Genomic DNA, 18,229 nt, shown 5'->3' with positions numbered 1-18,229 from the left:
AATTTTTAGACTGTTATAAATTGATTTTTGTTTTAAAATTTTCTCTATCGAGATGACAAATATGTGAACAAATTAATTAATAAAAAAATGAAATTTGTGTTGAATTTTAAGTTTTATTTTTTAATATTAAGGGATGTCAAAAATCACATCTTTATATGTTAATTTCTCTTTTGAATTATGTTAAAACCTAGTCAAACAACAATAGAAATTCGTTACGCTGAAACCGATCAAATGGGGATTGTGCATCATTCTAATTATGCCGTATATTTTGAGCAGGCGAGAGTAGAATGGCTTCGAAATGCTGGTATGCACTACCATGAGCTTGAAAAAAAAGGAGTAATGCTGCCATTAATTAATCTTAATGTCGATTTTAAAAAGCCACTTTATTTTGGTGATATCATTAAGGTTGGTTGTTATTTAGAGTCTCTGCCAAATGTTAAAATGAAATTTTTATATAACATTAAAATTAATGATGAAATTGTGAGTTCATCAGGTTCTACAACTCATGTTTTTATGGATGCAAAATCAAGAAGACCAATTCGTTGTCCTCAGTCTATTTTAGACTTAATTTCTGGTTGATAATCGATTATTTTTTGTCTCTTTTTTCTCTAACATTAAGTCCGTAGGTTGTTTTAAAATTTTCAAAAACACGAGCATAATCATCTAAACGAACTTCGATGGTAAAATTACAGTCGAGTTCTAAATTCTGATGAATAATTTCAGCTTTTAAATCATTTGCCAAACGAATGGCTACATCCATCATATCGTATTCACAATTAACATAAAACACTTGCGTAATGCGTTTAACTTTTATCTCGCTTGCTTCGATGGCAAGTTGTGCTGAAGTTTTGTAAGCAGAGATTAAACCACCAACACCTAATTTTGTACCACCAAAGTAACGAACAGAAACCACTAGAACATTGGTTAAATTAAAAGCTTGTAATTGACCATAAATAGGCATACCAGCTGAATTTGAAGGTTCGCCGTCATCATTAGCTCTGTAATGCTCATAATGTTTTCCTAACTGCCACGCATAACAAAAATGTCTAGCTTTATGGTGTTTTTTCTTAAGTTGTTCTATAGCTTTGTTGACGTCTTCTTCAGTTTCAACTGGAAACGCATAACCAAAAAACTTACTTCCTTTAACCTTGTATAGTGTTTCTTTTCCTGGTTTTAAAATTGTTTTGTAAGTATCTTCAGTCATAAAATCAATTAAATAAAGTAATGAGCACCAAACTTACAATAGCTGTAGCAATTCCGATCCAATTTTTGACAATTAAACGCTCATGAAATACTAAAATGCCAATAATGGTCGAGAGTAAAACAATACTTACATTATTGATTATAAATACTGCAGAATCGCTTAATTGGTCGTAACCAAGGGCATTTATAAAAAAGTAAATTGAAAAGTAATTGGGGATTCCTAAACAAATACCACCAAAAATTGCTTTTGGTAATAACTTTTGCTGGCGATGAATACGGCTTGAAAAAAGCATTATTAATCCTGAAATAAATGCAAAAAGGAAAATACTTGCTGAAAAAATAGCTACATCAGATTCAGCGACGTAATCATTTTCAAAAAACTTTATACTACTTTCTATAATACCACTACCTACAAAAACAATAAGCGGAAAAATTAAATTACGGTAATCTATTTGAAGTGATTTAGATTTTATTGAAACTAAAAACACAGAGACTAAAGCTAAAATTATACCTGTTAATTTACCAAAATTAAGCGCTTCATCATAAGCGATAATCACAAAAATAACAGGAATTGCTAAGCTCATTTTACTGGCAACGGAAACTACTGATAAACCACTTTTCTGTGTGGTAATGACCATAAAATTAAAGATGGTAATAAATAAAATTCCTAAAAAAATAGCACCCAAAAACCAATCTTGCACATAAACTTCATTAAAGCTCGACAAGCTTAGGTTAGATTGCATGCTCAGCCCTAGTAAAAAGGCTGTGAGATAATTGAATATTAACGCATGCAATCGATAAACTTCAAATTTACCTAAAAGTTTAAAGACCACATAAATAAGGCTTGAAGATAAAATACTTAGCGCTAATGAAATCAAAATAAATGAGCTTGTTTAGTGAATAAATCGGTTACATCTTCTTGTCCAGCTTTTAAATGCCAAGTCTTAATTCCGAGACTATGAGCGCCTAAAGTATGTTCCTTAGTGTCATCTATAAACAAACAATGATTTGCCTTAAACTTGTTTTGGTTTATTACAAACTCAAATATTTCTGGATTTGGCTTTCTGAGCTTAATTTCATGCGATAAATAAAATTGACTAAAGCAACTTTTAAAGCTTTCAAAACAATTAATATGTTGTTTAATCCAATCGATATGCAACTCATTCGTGTTGCTTAATAGCACTAAATCGAAATTTGCTTGTTCAGCCAACTGCTGAATAAATTGCAAACGATGTTCAGGAAAATCGATTAAAATTGAGTTCCAGGCTTCAATGAACTTTTCAGCTGTTAACCCGTCTACGGTTGAAGTGTAAAAGCTTACAAAGTCTTCGGTTGAAATCAGCCCTTGTTCATAAGCTTCATTTTGTTTCAGCATTTCAGGTGTAAATTCTTTTAAGCCAAACCGACTTAAATATTTATTTGTAGCCGATTTATCAAGTGTTAAAAAAACATCACCAAAGTCGAATATCAAATGCTTAATCTTCATTGTAATAGTATTTCAGTTGGTTATCTAAAATTTTTATTGTTTGAGAGCTTTTAGATGTAAATTTTGGTGCTTTAATGCCGCTTTTTAGTTTAGATTGACTTTCAAACACGCGTGCTTCATCCCACAAGTTTTCATTAATAAAATGTTGTAAGGTATTTTGGCCACCTTCAATAATTACCGATGCTAGGTTGTTTTGGTAGAGTTGCGCTAATATTTGATTGATGACATCTTTAGAAAAATCGATAGGAACGTAGGTTAAGTTTTGTTGAGACGCTTGATTGAACTCCATGTCATGAAATACTAATGTAGGTTGTGATTGGTCTAATAATTGAAGCGTTTCAGGTAATTGTAAATTTCGATCAATCACTAATCTCGTTGGTTGTTTGCCATGCCATTGTCTTGCAGAAAGCTGAGGATTGTCTTTTAAAGCCGTAGAAGTACCCACCAAAATAGCTGTTTCTTGCGTTCGCCATTGATGAACCATTTGCTTGGCATACGCATTTGAAATCCAAAAAATTTCACCTTTATTTTGATGATCAGGCGCTATAAACCCATCAGCAGTTTGTGCCCATTTTAAAATAATGTAAGGCCGCTTTTTTTGATGAAAACAAAAAAAGCGTTTGTTAAGCTCAGCGCACTCATTTTCTAAAACACCGACATGAACGTGACGTCCAGCTTCAAATAATTTCTTAATTCCACGTCCAGCCACTTCAGCAAACGGATCTACATGGCCAATGACCACGTTTGGTATTCCTTTATCTATAATTAAGTTAGCACATGGTGGCGTTTTACCGTAGTGACTGCAAGGTTCTAAACTCACATAAATAGTCGATTTTTTAAGAAGCTCTTGATCTTTAACCGCTTTAATCGCATTCACTTCAGCATGTGCTTCACCAGCTTTGTGGTGATAACCTTCACCAATAATTTGATCTTTGTAAACAATCACAGCGCCCACAAGTGGGTTAGGATAGGTGTTGCCTAAGCCTTTTTTTGCCAATTCAATGCAACGCGCCATGTATTTTTCATGTATATTCACGCCACAAAAATAGAATTTAATTTTGATGAAATCGATTGAAATCCGACCAATTCAAGCTCAAGATAACATAGAAGTCGCCGCCTTAATTCGTTTTGTTCTCGAAGAGCAAAATGCACCTAAGACTGGCACCGCTTATGCCGACCCTATTTTAGATACACTTTTTGAACATTATCAAAGTCAAAAACGCGCCAATTATTTTGTGTTACTTGAAGGTAATGAAATTTTAGGTTGCGCAGGTATTGCTCAACTTGAAGGCGAATCTCAAGACATTTGTGAGTTGCAAAAAATGTATTTTCATCCTAAAGTTCGTGGTCGCGGCTTAGGCACTAAAATGATGCAATATTGTTTAAACTTTGCCAGAGAGCAAGCTTATACGCAGTGTTATATTGAGACTTTGCCTTGGATGAAGGCAGCGCAGAAACTCTATCAACGAACTGGATTCGAATATATTGACCACCGAATGGGCAACACAGGTCATCATTCTTGTGATGTTTGGATGCTTAAAACTTTGTAAAAATGGCTCAACTTCATTTACGAAAATACCGCGAGGATTGCTTAAAACAACTTACAGAAGTTTACGACCAAGCAGAAGCAGAAAGTCTTTACCATTGGTTAGTAGAAGAAGTTTTAGGTTATCGCGCTTTAGACCATCAATTACAAGCTGATGTTGAAATTCAGGATCAGCAACTTAAAGAATTTCAGTTGAAGCTTTCGCGATTACTTAAGCAAGAACCCATTCAATATATTTTAGGCTATACTGAATTTTATGGCGAGCGATTTAAGGTGAATCCATCTGTTTTAATTCCGCGTCCCGAAACAGAAGAACTAGTAGAATGGATAATTGCTGAACTGAAAACACACCAAGCTATTAAGGTTTTAGATATTGGTACCGGTAGCGGTTGTATACCAATTACTTTAGCTAAACATTTGCCACAAGCTGAAGTTTATGCTTGTGATATTTCAACCAAAGCACTTCAACTGGCAGCCGAAAATGCCAAGACACATCAACAAAAGATTCATTTTTTTGAGCAAGATATTCTTCAGCTCGAGCAACTTCCGCAGGACTTTGACGTCATAGTTTCAAATCCGCCTTACGTGCGTGAATTAGAACAATCCGAAATGCAGCCTAACGTCTTAGACCATGAACCCGAATTAGCTTTGTTTGTCTCAAATCGTGACCCTTTGTTGTTTTACCGAAAAATTACACAACTAGCAAAAAAACAAACTTCTTGTAAATTGTTTTTTGAACTCAACCAATATTTAGCCGAAGATACCAAGCAACTTATTGAAGATTTGGGCTTTATTGAAATTGAGTTAAAACACGATTTTAGAGGAAATCTACGGTTTTTAAAGGCGCTTAATAAGTCTTAAATTAAGAGCTAAAATACTGTTCTTAATTTGTATAAAAAAGGTAATATAATTATAATTTTACTACTAATTAAGCCAAAAAAATAAATTATTACAAAAATATTTATTACAAAAGTGTGAAATGTTTTTTTTCTACATTTGAAGATGTAATTAAAAAATATATTGGCTTTTATACTTAGTGAATAATAACATCTTTCATTCAAGTTAATACATGCGTTCATAGACGAACACGATTGTTTTTTAGCCTACTTTTAAAATTTCACATTATGAAAATATTGCTCATTCTTCTAATAATGCAAGCTAGTCTTTATGCCCAAACCTACGAGGCAACTTATCAGTTTAAGGTGAATAAAGCGCACTTTAAAGCGCATATAAAAAAAAAGATGTCAGAAGGTACTGACCCTACTTTACTAAAAAAAGCCTTTAACAAATATCTAAATTCTAGACCTGCTAAAGCCAAGTTAGTGTTTAATGCAGAACTTAGTTTTTATGAAGTGGTTCAAGATATGGGAATTCAAGATCGAAAACGAAAGCTAGACCCAGCATTACGGTTTGCAGGTGGTTCAACTAAATATTACAGAGAAAAAGGAAAGGATTCTTTAATGCTAGAAATACACTCTAATCATCTTGATATCAAAGCGTTTTTGCTAAAAATAGACTATTCGCCTGTCACTTTGTTAAATGATACCAAGCAAATAGGTAAGTACCAGTGTTATCTTGCAGAAGTTGAAGTCCAATCAAAATATAATTTTAAGCTATGGTATGCACCAAATATTCCCACTAATTTTAATGTATTAAACTACGGCAGTTTACCTGGCTTGCTTATTAAGATTGAAAGTAAACTATTTACTGCAAATCTTATTAGTTTTAAAGAGGTTAAGGCATCAGCTTTAGAATCTCCACCAACCAATCTACCTCAAATTAGCCTTGAAGCTTACCAAAAAATGATCGATAAAGTCAACCCATTTAAAGATAATTAATTGAAATTAAGCTTTGCGATAACCGTTTTATGTTTATTGGTTTTAGCAGGTGCTAAAGCCCAACAGCTTAAATTTTCAGGTCTAATTACCGATAGTTTAAAGCAAGGCATCGCTAATACTAATGTAATTGCAAGACCATTAATTAATGAGGCCAAGTTTCAATTTGATATTTCAGATATAAATGGTGCCTATAATTTAAAGCTTCAAGCCAAAATTCTCTAAAAGCCTATTAAATATGCGTGTTAAATTGCGAATTAAATTTATTTTTGCTGAAGATTAGATACTTTTATGAAGAACGACAAGCAGTTAAAAAATTGGTTACACAACTTTAACCTAAATCACCCTTTAGTGATTGCTGGACCTTGTAGTGCAGAAACTGAAGAACAAGTGTTAACCATTGCTCATCAATTAAAAGATACCGATACTAGCGTTATGCGTGCTGGAATTTGGAAACCTCGCACAAGACCAGGAAACTTTGAAGGTGTTGGTGCTATTGGACTTGAGTGGCTTAAGCGTGCAAAAGAAGAAACCGGTTTAAAAATCGCTACCGAAGTTGCTAATAAAACACATGTTGAATTAGCTCTAAAAGCTGATGTAGACGTACTTTGGATAGGTGCTCGAAGTACGGTGAGCCCGTTTATTGTTCAGGAAATTGCAGATGCTTTAAAAGGCACAGACAAAATTGTATTAATTAAAAATCCAGTTAATCCAGATTTAGCTTTATGGCTTGGCGCAGTTGAACGATTTTATACAGCTGATATTAAAAACCTGGGTGTGATACATCGTGGGTTTTCTACTTACGAAAAAATAAAATATCGTAATAATCCAGAATGGCAAATAGCTGTTGACTTGCAAAGTCGCTTTCCCGATTTGCCTTTAATTGTTGATCCATCGCATATTGCAGGCGATCGTGATTTGGTTTTTGATATTTGCCAAACAGCTCTTGATTTAAATTATGATGGTTTAATGGTTGAAACTCACCATGCACCAGATAAAGCTTGGAGCGATGCTGCACAGCAAATTACGCCAGCTTTTTTAGACCAGATGACGATTGATTTAAAAATCAGAAATAGAGAAGGCGAAGATAAATTTAATACAGACATTAAGCAATTGAGATCAAAAATTGACTTAATCGACGATCAAATTTTAGAAGCTTTAGGTAAACGCATGAAAGTGGCTGATTCTATTGGTTACCTTAAAAAAGAAAATAATGTGGCTATACTTCAGCCAGAACGGTGGAATGCTATCTTACAACGCTTAATTGCTAATGCTGATGAAAATGATTTATCAAAAGAATTTGTAATTCGTTTTTTAAAAGCCATTCACCAAGAATCTATTCAACATCAACATAAAATTATAAGTCAATAGCCTATGACAGCACGTGTTTATAAATCGACTGGTAGTTGGTATCATTTAAAAACTGAAACCGGACAATTTATAAAAGCACGACTAAAAGGGAAATTTAGAATTAAAGGTTTAAAAAGTACCAATCCTGTTGCTGTAGGTGATTTGGTTGATTATGAGTTTGATGAAAGCAGCGATGAGCAAACAGCTGTGATTACCAAAATCAATGAACGGAAAAACCATATTATTCGTAAATCCGTTAATCTTTCTAAACAAACACATATTATTGCTTCGAATATAGATGTTGCTTTTTTGTTGATAACCTTCAATAATCCCGCAACATCTACAACATTTATAGACCGATTTTTAGTCACTGCTGAAGCCTATCATATACCAGTAATATTATTATTTAATAAAGTTGACACTTTAACGGAGAATGAATTTGGAGAGATGAAATACCTCGCTGAAGTTTATCGTTCTATCGGTTATCATTGCATTGGTATTTCTGCACTGACAGGTAAAAATTTAGATCAAGTTGAAGCTTTAATGAAAGATAAAACTTGCCTAGTTTCTGGTCATAGTGGTACGGGAAAGTCAACTTTAATCAATAGTCTACAACCAGGATTGAATTTAAAAACTAAAGAAATTTCAGAACAACATTTACAAGGGCAACATACCACAACCTTTGCTGAAATGTATGATTTAAATTTTGGTTCAAGAATAATAGACACACCAGGAATAAGAGGTTTTGGTGTTGTCGATATCGATAAATACGAGTTAAGCAATTACTTTCCTGAATTTTTTAAGTTAAAACAAGATTGTAAATTCAACAATTGTTTACACGTCGACGAGCCAAAATGCGCTGTTAAAAAAGCCTTAGATGAAGACAAAATAGAATTTACGCGATACCAAAGTTATTTGCAAATATTAGAATCTAAAGACGATAATTACCGTCAGGATCAATTTCAACATTTAAAATAATATGCGAGCCATTATTCAGAGAGTAAATTCAGCTCAAGTAATTGTAGACGAAAATACGGTAGGTGAAATTCAAAACGGTTATTTAATTTATTTAGGAATTACTCATACCGATACTTCATTTACAGCTGATAAACTGATAGATAAAATTTTAAAAATTAGACTATTCCCATCAGAATCTAAACCCATTAATGCCAATATTTCATCAGTTGAAGGTGAAATTTTAGTGATTAGTCAATTTACCTTGTATGCTTCTACCAAGAAAGGGAATCGGCCTAATTTTATGTTAGCGGCAAAACCAGAGCAAGCAAAATTACTATATGATTATTTTGTTAAAAAATTAGATACAGAATATGAGCATAAAATTGCTTCAGGTTGCTTTGGCGCAGACATGAAAGTTATCTCAGAAAATGATGGGCCTATAAATATTATAGTTGATATAGATTAACTTTGAGTTTTATTTGTTAATAAAATCTAAATGTATATTTTTGAAAAAAATCTACATTATGAAGTTAATCAATCTGTTGTGCTTTATCCTACTTTATTCATCTATTGCAATAGCTCAAACTCAAGAAATATATTCTGCATTAACAGTTAAAGACACTTTAAAAAAATCTGCTAATTCTGTAATAAGAAACGAAAAAACTGAAGTTACAGTAGAGGCCGTTGATAAAATGACCATTAAATTATCTCGTATAATTACGGTCTTTAATAACTCAGGCTTAAAACAAGTTGGTGCTTATGTTCATTATGATGATGCTACTAAAATTAAAGACCTTGATTTTTATGTTTATAATCTTGTAGGTGAAGAAGTTGAACATTATAAAAAACGTGATTTTAAAGATCAAAGTGCTGTTTCTAACGGTACATTATATTCAGATAATCGCGTGTATTACCTTGATTATAAGCCTAAGAGTTACCCGGTAACGGTAAAATTTGAATATAAGCTTGAAACTGAAAATACAGCTTTCATAAGGCCATTTTTTCCCTTAGATCGTTATTTTCAATCAGTAGAAAAATCAACCTATAAAATTGAAAATAAAACACCTATCAAGTTGCGTTATCAAACTCAGAACTTCGAGCGTTTTTCTATACAGCAAATCTCAGACTTTCATTTTGTAGCTACTGATATGCCTGCTATCGAAAGTGAAGAATATAGTCCTTCATTTCAGTCGTTTGTTCCTTCAGTAAAGTTTGGCTTAAATGAGTTTAATCTAGAAGGTGTTAGAGGAGAAGCAACAAATTGGAAAGAGTTTGGTATTTGGCAATACAATAATTTTTTAAAAGGCTATGACCAACTTCCCAAACAGCTAGAAACACAAATAAAAAATCTTGTTGCAGATGCGACTACCACCAAAGAAAAGGCAAAATTAATTTATAACTTTATGCAAGATAATAGTCGGTACATAAGCGTTCAACTTGGAATTGGCGGTTGGAGACCAATGCCAGCCGAAGATGTTTTTGATAAAAAATATGGCGACTGTAAAGCTTTGACTAACTATACAATGGCTTTGCTTAAAAGCGTTGGTATAGAATCTAACTACTGTGTAGTTTATTCAGGATCGAACCAACGAGATATTGATCCTGATTTTTTCTCGATGCAAGGTAATCACGTCATTTTGCAAGTAGAAGATCAAGATGAAGATTATTGGTTAGAATGTACCAGCCAAACTAAACCCTTCAATTTTTTAGGCACTTTTACAGATAATCGTAAAGTTTTAGCGATTAGCGAAACCGGTGGGCAAATTGTACAAACGCCAGCATATTTAAATGACTATAACCTTCAAAACTCGACAGCAAAAATAAGTTTTGATGGTCTTGATATGTATGCTGAAATTAAAATTAACTCATATGGCACTCAGTATGATCGTAAGGCGGGTTTAGAGAGGATAGAAGATAGGATTGTAGAAAGATATTATAAAAATTATTGGGGTAACTTAAATCGTTTAAGCCTTAAAAATTATAATTTCATTAATAATAAAGACAAAGTAATTTTTACTGAAGATGTAAAGCTCAAAGCTACTAAATATCTCAAAAAATTTGGCAATGATGTTATTTTAGAAGTAAATCCTTTTAATCAAAAATCATTTTCTGCAAGAGACTATGAAAACCGCTCAAATCCTTTTGAAATTGAACGAGGCTATAAAGATGTAGATGAGTATGTTTACGATTTAGGTAATTATAAAGTTTCTGATTTACCTGATCACATTTCTATTAAAACAAAATTCGGAAAATATGAATTAAAACTTCAATTGACTGATAACAATACCCTTATTGTTAATAGAAATGTTGAAATCAATAAAAATAAATTTGAAAAAACAGATTATAAAGAATTCCAAGAATTTTTAGATGACATTTCAAGAAGTGACCAAACCAAAATTATATTAAATTAAAAAGAGACTTATGCGTTTTACAAATTTCTGTATTTTTTTATTTTGTGTAACCCTTTCAACTATTGCACAAACTGATTTAAAAAAAATCACTATTAATGATTTAAAGCAAACTGTTCATCCATTAGATTCAACCGCTTCAGCAGCCGTTTTATTTGATCAAGGTGAAATTTCATTTGAATTTACTGATGGATGGAATTACACCTTCAATAAAACATCAAGAATCAAAATTTATACTAAAGATGGGCTTAATCAAGCTGATATTATGATACCTTTTTATGTAGGAAACTCTAATGCTGAAGAAGAAAGAGTCATTAACATTAAAGGCTATGTCTACAATTTGAAAAACGGGAAAATAACTAGAGACAAGATAAAAAATAGAAACATATATGAAGAAGAACCAAGCGAGTTATGGCACCTTAAAAAATTAGCGCTACCAAATGTTCAAGAGGGATCTATAATAGAGGTTAGCTATACTATTAAATCTCCACATGTAACTTCTTTACCAAAGTGGACATTCCAAAAAGAAATTCCTGTAGATTTTTCAGAGTTTGTTTTAATTTCTCCAGCAACTTATTTAGCATACAGACCATATTTTAGAGGAGAACATAATTTAGAAACGAATACAGATATTCAAGAAGGAGAATTTTACTATAGAAGTGGAAACAGCACAGGTCGCTCAAGTAGAGGTAAAATAGCTTCTAAGATAAATATTACATCTATAGTTGCTAAAAATGTACCAAAAATTACAGGTGAAAATTTCGTTAATAATGTTAGTAATTATCAAACTTCGGTTAAATATGAAATAGCATCTGTAAAAGGCTTAGGGCAAAGAGGAAAAAGAAAAAATTTTAACCAAACTTGGAAAGATGTTTCTAAAATAATTATGAAATCTGATGATTTTGGCAAAGAATTACTAAAATCTAAGTACTTTGAAGATGATATTGATGCATTAGTTAATTCAACACCAAATCAATTAGACCGCTTAATGTTAATTTTCAATCATGTAAAATCGAAAATGAAATGGAATAATAAAAATCGACTTTTTTGTACTGATAAATTAAAGCGTATTTATGAAAACGGGGAAGGAAATTCTGCCGAAATAAACCTAATGTTAACTGCCATGCTGAAATATGCAGGGATTGAGGCTTATCCAGTGGTAAGTAGTACAATAGCTAAAGGAATTCCGTTTTCACCAACCATTAGCGGTTTTAATTACGTCACTAGTTTGGCTATAATAGATAATAAAACTTACCACTTAGACGCTACAGAACCTTACTCAGCACCCAATGTTTTACCAAAAAGGGTTTTAAATTGGATAGGGCGTATAATTTACAGTGAAGAACACTCAGAACAATTTGATTTGATGCCAAAATCGCCATCAAAACTTAATACGAATTTAACAGGAATTTTAAAAGATAATGGAGAAATAGAGGGCCAAGTTCGTGAAGTTTTTTGTGAAAATTTTGCATTAGGTTATCGAAATTCTAGAAGTAATATGCCCATAGATAAGCAAGTAGAACTTCTTAAAGAAAATTATGAAGGAATAGAAGTTAGTAACTTTACAAATAAGTTTATTAAAGACTTGTCAAAACCTGTAATGCGCTCTTATCAGTTTAAAACCAAAGCTTCTTTTAGTGATGTAATTGGTGATAAAATATATATAACTCCTATGCTGTTTTTTAAAACTGATGAAAATCCGTTTAAAGATAAAACAAGAAATTACCCAATTGATTTTACTTATCCTCGGTCATTAAGACAAACTTTTAATATTTCAATTCCTGATGGCTATACCATAGATTATGTGCCTGAAAAAAAAGTTATTGGTCTTCCAAATCAAATAGGTACATATCAATATTTAGTGATGGCTAGCGGTACTAAAATACAACTAACAGTGATTTTTAATATCAATGCCAGTATTTTACCTTCAGAGTATTACGAAAGTCTTAAAGAACTTTATCAAACAATAGTCGACCAAGAAAACGAAAAAATTGTGCTCTCTAAAGTTTAATATCATGTTCAATAAAATTTAATTAATTAACTCGTCTAATTATAGTAGATTTGGATTTTATAAATATTAAGTAATGAATATTGAAAATGCTCAAATAGTAGTTGATGAATGGATTAAAAATCATGGTGTTAGGTATTTTAACGAACTAACCAATATGGCACAACTCACCGAAGAAGTTGGTGAGGTTGCCAGAATTATCGCGAGACGTTACGGTGAGCAAAGCGAGAAAGATAGTGATAAAGAAAAAGATTTAGGAGAAGAACTCGCAGATGTTTTATTTGTGGTGCTTTGTCTTGCAAATCAAACAGGTGTAGATTTGCAAAAGTCATTCGACAAAAAACTAGATATTAAAACCAAACGTGACCATGACCGCCATCATAACAATAAAAAACTGAAGTAGTTTATGTTTAAAAAAGTGATTAATTATCCTGGATTTTGGAAATCAGTTTACACTTTAGCCATAGGCTTTTGTGTTGTTTATATTATTGTAGATTTTGTAATAACATATGACTTCAATTTTGATAAGTTTAAAGCTGCTCGTTTTGCAAATTTTGAGTTTTTAAAATTAATCATCGGTGGCTTAGCAAGTGGCAGTATTTACGGTTTTATTGTTACTTATTTTAAATTTAAAGGGAAAATAAAAGAACAGGAAAAAGGTGATTAACTTTTTAGAAAAATCAACAACTTTAAAGTTTCCGATAAACATTCAAATTTCAGGTTCTAAAAGTGAGTCTAATCGCGCTTTAATTCTCGATTATGTTTTAGGCGGCATAAACATACATAATCTTTCAGATAGTGACGATACCAAGCACCTAATCAATGCATTAAAACAGTTAGATTCTGAATCTAAAACTATTAAAATTGATGTTGGTCATGCAGGAACCACAATGCGCTTTCTAACAGCTCTTTGCGCTACAATGCATCAACAAGAGTTCGTGATATCTGGTAGTAAACGCATGCATCAACGTCCCATAAAACCATTAGTAGATGCTTTAAAAAATCTTGGCGCAGATATTTCATATTTAGATCATGAGGGCTATCCACCTTTAAAAATTAGGGGTAAAAATTTAACCAAAAACAAACTTAGTATTCAAGCAAACATTAGTAGTCAATATATTTCAGCTTTAATGTTAATTGCTCCAAAATTTCCTCAAGGCTTAAGCATTAAGTTAAAAGGAAATATTACGTCAAGACCATATCTTGAAATGACGAAAGCTTTATTGGAGCAGCAGAAAATAAGGGTAGATTTTAATCAAAGTGAAATATGTGTTCATTCATCTCATTTAAATGCAACAACTTCAATTGAAATTGAATCTGATTGGAGTTCAGCTTCATACCATTATGCCTTAGTAGCACTTTCAGTTGAAGGTTTCTCGGTCAAGCTAACTAATTTCAAGTTAAATAGTGTTCAGGGCGATGCAGCTTTGCGAAGCATCTACAAAAAATTTGGTGTAAAAACAGAGCAAGTAGACCCTAAAACCATAAAACTCACCAAATTTAGTAAGCTTTATTCTGATATCAATATCGATTTAATCAAAACACCAGATTTGGCACAAACTATAGCAGTAACTTGTTTAGGTTTAGGTATTAAATGTGAATTAAGAGGATTACATACTTTAAAAATTAAAGAGACTGACCGTTTAAAAGCACTCAAAACTGAGCTTCAGAAATTAGGAGCTCTTGTTGAAATTTCAGATTCTACTTTAAAACTTCAGCCCAATAAAAAATTAATATCACATCAAATCATTGAAACTTATAACGACCACCGAATGGCTTTAGCTTTTGCTCCGCTTGCCTTAAAAACAATACTTAAAATTGAAAATCCAGATGTAGTCTCAAAATCTTATCCTCATTTTTGGGAAGACCTTAATAATTATGGGATTACTTCTCATTTTGCAAAATAATTCAAAATAATACAACACTTTACTTGACATCGCCTATCCGCAAGTTGTATATTTGCGAAATTTAATAAATACCTTTAAACAATGAAGTTATCGCAATTTGAATTTGAATTACCTGAAGAATTACTAGCAGAATTTCCAGCTGAAAATAGAGACGAATCACGCTTAATGGTTGTTAACCGTAAAACTGGAGAGATTGAGCATAAAATGTTTAAAGATCTTATCGAGTATTTTGATGAAGATGATGTAATGATATTCAACGATACAAAAGTTTTTCCAGCTCGCCTTTTTGGTAATAAAGAAAAAACTGGTGCTAGAATTGAGGTATTCTTATTAAGAGAATTAAATCCTGAAACTCGTCTTTGGGATGTGCTTGTAGATCCAGCCCGAAAGATAAGAATTGGGAATAAATTATATTTTGGAGAAGATGAAAGTTTAGTTGCAGAGGTAATTGACAATACAACTTCTCGAGGTAGAACACTTCGCTTTCTTTATGATGGTTCATACCAAGATTTTAGAAAAAAATTAAATGATTTAGGAGAAACTCCTTTACCTAAATACATCAAACGTGATGTTCAACCAGAAGATGAAGACCGCTACCAGACCATTTATGCTAAAAAAGAAGGAGCAGTTGCCGCACCAACAGCAGGATTACATTTTTCAAAACATTTGATGAAGCGTCTTGAAATTAAAGGAATAAATTTTGCTGAAGTTACTTTACACATTGGTTTAGGAACTTTTAATCCAGTTGAAGTTGAAGATTTATCGAAACATAAAATGGACTCTGAAGAGATCATGATAGATGAAAAAGCCACTAAAACCATTAATACAGCTTTAGATAACAAAAAACGAGTTTGTGCAGTAGGAACAACAGTAATGCGAACAATAGAAAGTGCTGTAAGTTCTAACCAACGCTTAAATGAATATAATGGTTGGACTAATAAATTTATTTTTCCTCCTTACGACTTTAGTATTGCCAATTGTATGGTTACAAACTTTCACATGCCAAAATCAACATTATTAATGATGATTTCTGCTTTTGCTGGTCACGATTTAATGGAAAAAGCATACAAAGAAGCCATCAAAGAGAAGTATAGGTTTTACTCTTACGGAGATGCAATGTTGATTTTATAACTTATTTCTCATTTTTAAAATAAAAAAGTCGGTTTTAACAACCGACTTTTTTTATTTACAATTGTTTAAATTAAATTAGCAAAGATTTAATTAAAAATTTAAACAATGCGTAAACTTTTACCTATATTATTTTTTGTGTTTGCAAGTGCAAGCTTTGCTCAAGTCACCAATTCTGGCCAACCTAAAAGTTGGAAGTCTATCAATTTAGACGAGATACCAACTATTGCAATGCCAGATTTTGATTTAGAGGCTGTTAAAGCCGAAGACAAAGTCAACGATAAAAAGCGAAATGTCCCATGGCGTTTCGGTTATGATTTTAGTGTTAGCTACGGCTTAGACAATTCTGGGCAGTGGTTTAACCTCGAATCTGGCGGTCGTCTTTGGTTACTTAAATTTCACTCGGAAGGAGCAAAGACTCTAAATTTTCTTTTCGATCAGTACAAACTACCTGATGGAGCCACACTTTATTTTTATAACGAAGATAAAACTGATGTTTTAGGGGCTTATACAAGTTCTCAAAATAGAGCAGACCTAAATTTTGGTTCTTGGTTAGTTGATGGAGATACTGTTATTGTAGAATATTTTGAACCCGAATCTAGCCTTGGTCAAGGCTTATTAAATATTTCTGCCGTAGTTCATGGATATCGTTCAGCAGCTCAGTTTAAATCTGCTAAAGCTTTAAACACTTCAGGCGATTGTAATATTGATGTTGATTGTGGCGTTGGTTCAGATTTTGACGACCTTAAAGATGAATTAAAACGTTCTGTAGCTATGACTGTTGTTGGTGGTTCTGGCTTTTGTACAGGAACATTAATTAATAATACGGCAAATGACGGCACGCAATATTTTTTAACGGCAAATCACTGTTTAGGTGGCGGCGTTTCAAATTGGGCGTTTCGTTTTAATTGGATAAGTCCAAATCCTTCTTGTGCAACCACATCAGGCTCAACAAGTGGAAGTTTTAATCAAACTGCTAGTGGTGCAACTTTAAGAGCGAGTAATGCAAAATCAGATATGGCATTACTTGAAATTTCGCCTAATTTACCAGATTCTTGGGATTTAGTTTGGGCTGGTTGGGATCGTTCTGGTAATTCGCCTGATTATGTTGTTGGCATCCACCATCCTGATGGAGATATTATGAAAATATGTCGTGATGATAATGGCCCGTTTCAAACCTCATTAAGTTTCAATTTTGAACCAAATACAGAAGTCTGGTATATTAATGAATGGGAGCAAGGTGTAACCGAACCAGGCTCTTCAGGCTCTGCTTTGTTTGATGAAAACGGTAGAATTGTAGGCCAATTAGCTGGTGGAGCTGCAGCTTGTAACGGAACTTCTAATAATGGTGCCTATGATTTTTACGGTCGTTTTGATGTCTCATGGGATTTTGGTAATACAGCATCAACACGTCTTAAAGACTGGTTAGATCCTAATAATACAGGCGAAGTAATTATTGACCAATATCCAGCAGCACAAGTTTTTACAAATGATGCTCGTTTAATAGTAAATGAATTAGATAGCGAAGTTTGTGGCACTACTGCAGAGCCAATTTTTAAAGTTAAAAATGTAGGTAGTAACACAATTACTTCAATTGATTTTAGCTATCAAGTCGGTTCGGCGACACCAGTAAATTTAAATTGGACTGGTAATTTAGCACCGGATGCCACAGTAATTATCACTCAGCCAACATTAAATATTAATGGTTCAACTTCGGTTCAGGCTGCAATCACTTCAGTTAATAACAATGTTGATAATAACCCTACAGATAATACATATGCTAATACCGTTAATAACTTCTCTGGACAATCCTATGTAACCACAGCTGTTACTTTTGAATTATTAACAGATGATTATGGTGAAGAAACAACTTGGGAATTAAGAGATTCGAGTGGTAATTTAATTCAATCAGGACCAAATTCACCTTATGCAGATACTCAAAATTATTCTATAAGTTTAAATGTTCAACAAGATGAGTGTTATAATTTTACGATAAATGATTCTGCTTCTGATGGTATTTGCTGCTTTTTTGGTCAAGGCTCATACGAGTTGGTAACCGCTGAAAATGAAGTTATTTTTGCTGGAGGTAATTTTACAAGTTCAGAGACTACTTCTTTTAGCGTGGTGTCTTCTTTAGCGACTCAGCAACCGAATTTAGAACAAGAAGTCTCAATTTTTCCAAATCCATCAAATTCTGTTATTAATATTCAGAACAAAACAGGTTTAAATTATTCTTATAAAATGTATTCTGTAACTGGTCAGTTAGTAAAAAATGGCGATAATAATCAGTTAAGTGTTAATCAATTACCACAAGGTCTTTACTTGTTACAATTAGATTTTGAAAATGGTCAAAAAATGACTGAGCGAATTATTGTAAAATAAGGTTTAACATTTTTAATTT

General features: G+C 32.6%; 19 protein-coding genes. 15 read left to right on the top strand and 4 right to left on the bottom strand.

All coding sequences use genetic code 11. The annotated features are described in order from the left end of the window. The first annotated feature begins 177 nt into the window (after window positions 1–177). Entirely contained in the window at window positions 178–579 is a 402-nt protein-coding gene (locus IMZ30_RS11990) for an acyl-CoA thioesterase (protein ID WP_207038527.1), read from the top strand. Between the two features lie 7 nt (window positions 580–586). On the opposite strand, the gene IMZ30_RS11985 is transcribed toward IMZ30_RS11990, so the two are convergent. From IMZ30_RS11985 to ribD, 4 genes are read right to left on the bottom strand one after another with little or no spacing between them, the layout of a single operon-like run. Next, window positions 587–1,204: an IMPACT family protein gene (locus tag IMZ30_RS11985; protein ID WP_207038526.1), complete on the bottom strand. Its 618-nt coding sequence runs from the start codon at window positions 1,202–1,204 to the stop codon at window positions 587–589. Between the two features lie 4 nt (window positions 1,205–1,208). Beyond that, window positions 1,209–2,081 carry an EamA/RhaT family transporter gene (locus tag IMZ30_RS11980; RefSeq protein ID WP_207038525.1) on the bottom strand — a complete coding sequence of 291 codons (873 nt, stop codon included), beginning with the start codon at window positions 2,079–2,081 and terminating at the stop codon, window positions 1,209–1,211. Continuing rightward, window positions 2,078–2,689 (bottom strand): HAD-IA family hydrolase, encoded by a 612-nt coding sequence (locus tag IMZ30_RS11975; RefSeq protein WP_207038524.1) that lies wholly within the window; start codon window positions 2,687–2,689, stop codon window positions 2,078–2,080. The genes IMZ30_RS11980 and IMZ30_RS11975 overlap by 4 nt, the downstream gene beginning before the upstream one ends. Then, window positions 2,679–3,725, bottom strand: coding sequence for a bifunctional diaminohydroxyphosphoribosylaminopyrimidine deaminase/5-amino-6-(5-phosphoribosylamino)uracil reductase RibD (gene ribD, locus IMZ30_RS11970; RefSeq protein ID WP_207038523.1), 1,047 nt, complete (start codon window positions 3,723–3,725; stop codon window positions 2,679–2,681). Before ribD ends, IMZ30_RS11975 begins: the two co-directional genes overlap by 11 nt. 25 nt (window positions 3,726–3,750) lie before the next feature. On the opposite strand from ribD, the gene IMZ30_RS11965 reads away from it, so the two are divergent. From IMZ30_RS11965 to IMZ30_RS11900, 14 genes are all read left to right on the top strand, one after another. Next, window positions 3,751–4,239, top strand: a complete 489-nt coding sequence (locus IMZ30_RS11965; RefSeq protein WP_207038522.1) for a GNAT family N-acetyltransferase — start codon at window positions 3,751–3,753, stop codon at window positions 4,237–4,239. A 2-nt stretch (window positions 4,240–4,241) separates the two neighbouring features. Next, on the top strand, window positions 4,242–5,096 hold the full coding sequence (gene prmC / locus IMZ30_RS11960; RefSeq protein ID WP_207038521.1) for a peptide chain release factor N(5)-glutamine methyltransferase: 855 nt from the start codon (window positions 4,242–4,244) through the stop codon (window positions 5,094–5,096). A gap of 263 nt (window positions 5,097–5,359) precedes the next feature. Beyond that, the gene (locus IMZ30_RS11955; RefSeq protein ID WP_207038520.1) at window positions 5,360–6,073 is read left to right on the top strand and encodes a GLPGLI family protein; all 714 of its coding nucleotides are present in this window, start codon (window positions 5,360–5,362) and stop codon (window positions 6,071–6,073) included. Beyond that, the gene (locus IMZ30_RS11950) at window positions 6,074–6,295 is read left to right on the top strand and encodes a hypothetical protein (protein WP_207038519.1); all 222 of its coding nucleotides are present in this window, start codon (window positions 6,074–6,076) and stop codon (window positions 6,293–6,295) included. 66 nt (window positions 6,296–6,361) lie between these two features. Further along, a complete protein-coding gene (locus tag IMZ30_RS11945; protein WP_207038518.1) occupies window positions 6,362–7,441 on the top strand; it encodes a bifunctional 3-deoxy-7-phosphoheptulonate synthase/chorismate mutase type II in 1,080 nt (359 codons plus the stop codon). 3 nt (window positions 7,442–7,444) lie between these two features. Then, a complete protein-coding gene (gene rsgA / locus IMZ30_RS11940; RefSeq protein ID WP_207038517.1) occupies window positions 7,445–8,398 on the top strand; it encodes a ribosome small subunit-dependent GTPase A in 954 nt (317 codons plus the stop codon). A gap of 1 nt (window position 8,399) precedes the next feature. Continuing rightward, window positions 8,400–8,843: a D-aminoacyl-tRNA deacylase gene (dtd, locus tag IMZ30_RS11935; protein ID WP_207038516.1), complete on the top strand. Its 444-nt coding sequence runs from the start codon at window positions 8,400–8,402 to the stop codon at window positions 8,841–8,843. A gap of 58 nt (window positions 8,844–8,901) precedes the next feature. Beyond that, window positions 8,902–10,788: a DUF3857 domain-containing protein gene (locus IMZ30_RS11930; protein ID WP_207038515.1), complete on the top strand. Its 1,887-nt coding sequence runs from the start codon at window positions 8,902–8,904 to the stop codon at window positions 10,786–10,788. 10 nt (window positions 10,789–10,798) lie between these two features. Then, a complete protein-coding gene (locus IMZ30_RS11925) occupies window positions 10,799–12,796 on the top strand; it encodes a DUF3857 domain-containing protein (protein WP_207038514.1) in 1,998 nt (665 codons plus the stop codon). Window positions 12,797–12,869: 73 nt separating this feature from the next. Further along, window positions 12,870–13,196, top strand: coding sequence for a nucleotide pyrophosphohydrolase (locus IMZ30_RS11920; protein ID WP_207038513.1), 327 nt, complete (start codon window positions 12,870–12,872; stop codon window positions 13,194–13,196). Window positions 13,197–13,199: 3 nt separating this feature from the next. Continuing rightward, a complete protein-coding gene (locus tag IMZ30_RS11915) occupies window positions 13,200–13,460 on the top strand; it encodes a hypothetical protein (protein ID WP_207038512.1) in 261 nt (86 codons plus the stop codon). Next, on the top strand, window positions 13,453–14,700 hold the full coding sequence (aroA, locus tag IMZ30_RS11910; RefSeq protein ID WP_317194396.1) for a 3-phosphoshikimate 1-carboxyvinyltransferase: 1,248 nt from the start codon (window positions 13,453–13,455) through the stop codon (window positions 14,698–14,700). Before IMZ30_RS11915 ends, aroA begins: the two co-directional genes overlap by 8 nt. Before the next feature lie 81 nt (window positions 14,701–14,781). Beyond that, complete coding sequence (gene queA, locus IMZ30_RS11905) at window positions 14,782–15,831, top strand: tRNA preQ1(34) S-adenosylmethionine ribosyltransferase-isomerase QueA (RefSeq protein WP_207038511.1); 1,050 nt, start codon at window positions 14,782–14,784, stop codon at window positions 15,829–15,831. 105 nt (window positions 15,832–15,936) lie between these two features. Further along, the gene (locus tag IMZ30_RS11900; protein ID WP_207038510.1) at window positions 15,937–18,210 is read left to right on the top strand and encodes a T9SS type A sorting domain-containing protein; all 2,274 of its coding nucleotides are present in this window, start codon (window positions 15,937–15,939) and stop codon (window positions 18,208–18,210) included. Window positions 18,211–18,229 lie beyond the last annotated feature (19 nt).

Source organism: Psychroflexus sp. ALD_RP9 (assembly GCF_017311165.1).
Classification (GTDB): domain Bacteria; phylum Bacteroidota; class Bacteroidia; order Flavobacteriales; family Flavobacteriaceae; genus Psychroflexus.
Note: the sequence above shows the minus strand (reverse complement) of the source record. Positions and strands in the feature narration are given on the sequence as shown.

Coding starts and splice junctions, on each gene's coding strand:
- IMZ30_RS11990 (WP_207038527.1), top strand. CDS start 178: ATGTTAAAACCTAGTCAAACAACAATAGAAATTCGTTACGCTGAAACC.
- IMZ30_RS11985 (WP_207038526.1), bottom strand. CDS start 1,204: ATGACTGAAGATACTTACAAAACAATTTTAAAACCAGGAAAAGAAACA.
- IMZ30_RS11975 (WP_207038524.1), bottom strand. CDS start 2,689: ATGAAGATTAAGCATTTGATATTCGACTTTGGTGATGTTTTTTTAACA.
- IMZ30_RS11965 (WP_207038522.1), top strand. CDS start 3,751: ATGAAATCGATTGAAATCCGACCAATTCAAGCTCAAGATAACATAGAA.
- prmC (WP_207038521.1), top strand. CDS start 4,242: ATGGCTCAACTTCATTTACGAAAATACCGCGAGGATTGCTTAAAACAA.
- IMZ30_RS11955 (WP_207038520.1), top strand. CDS start 5,360: ATGAAAATATTGCTCATTCTTCTAATAATGCAAGCTAGTCTTTATGCC.
- IMZ30_RS11945 (WP_207038518.1), top strand. CDS start 6,362: ATGAAGAACGACAAGCAGTTAAAAAATTGGTTACACAACTTTAACCTA.
- rsgA (WP_207038517.1), top strand. CDS start 7,445: ATGACAGCACGTGTTTATAAATCGACTGGTAGTTGGTATCATTTAAAA.
- dtd (WP_207038516.1), top strand. CDS start 8,400: ATGCGAGCCATTATTCAGAGAGTAAATTCAGCTCAAGTAATTGTAGAC.
- IMZ30_RS11930 (WP_207038515.1), top strand. CDS start 8,902: ATGAAGTTAATCAATCTGTTGTGCTTTATCCTACTTTATTCATCTATT.
- IMZ30_RS11925 (WP_207038514.1), top strand. CDS start 10,799: ATGCGTTTTACAAATTTCTGTATTTTTTTATTTTGTGTAACCCTTTCA.
- IMZ30_RS11920 (WP_207038513.1), top strand. CDS start 12,870: ATGAATATTGAAAATGCTCAAATAGTAGTTGATGAATGGATTAAAAAT.
- IMZ30_RS11915 (WP_207038512.1), top strand. CDS start 13,200: ATGTTTAAAAAAGTGATTAATTATCCTGGATTTTGGAAATCAGTTTAC.
- queA (WP_207038511.1), top strand. CDS start 14,782: ATGAAGTTATCGCAATTTGAATTTGAATTACCTGAAGAATTACTAGCA.
- IMZ30_RS11900 (WP_207038510.1), top strand. CDS start 15,937: ATGCGTAAACTTTTACCTATATTATTTTTTGTGTTTGCAAGTGCAAGC.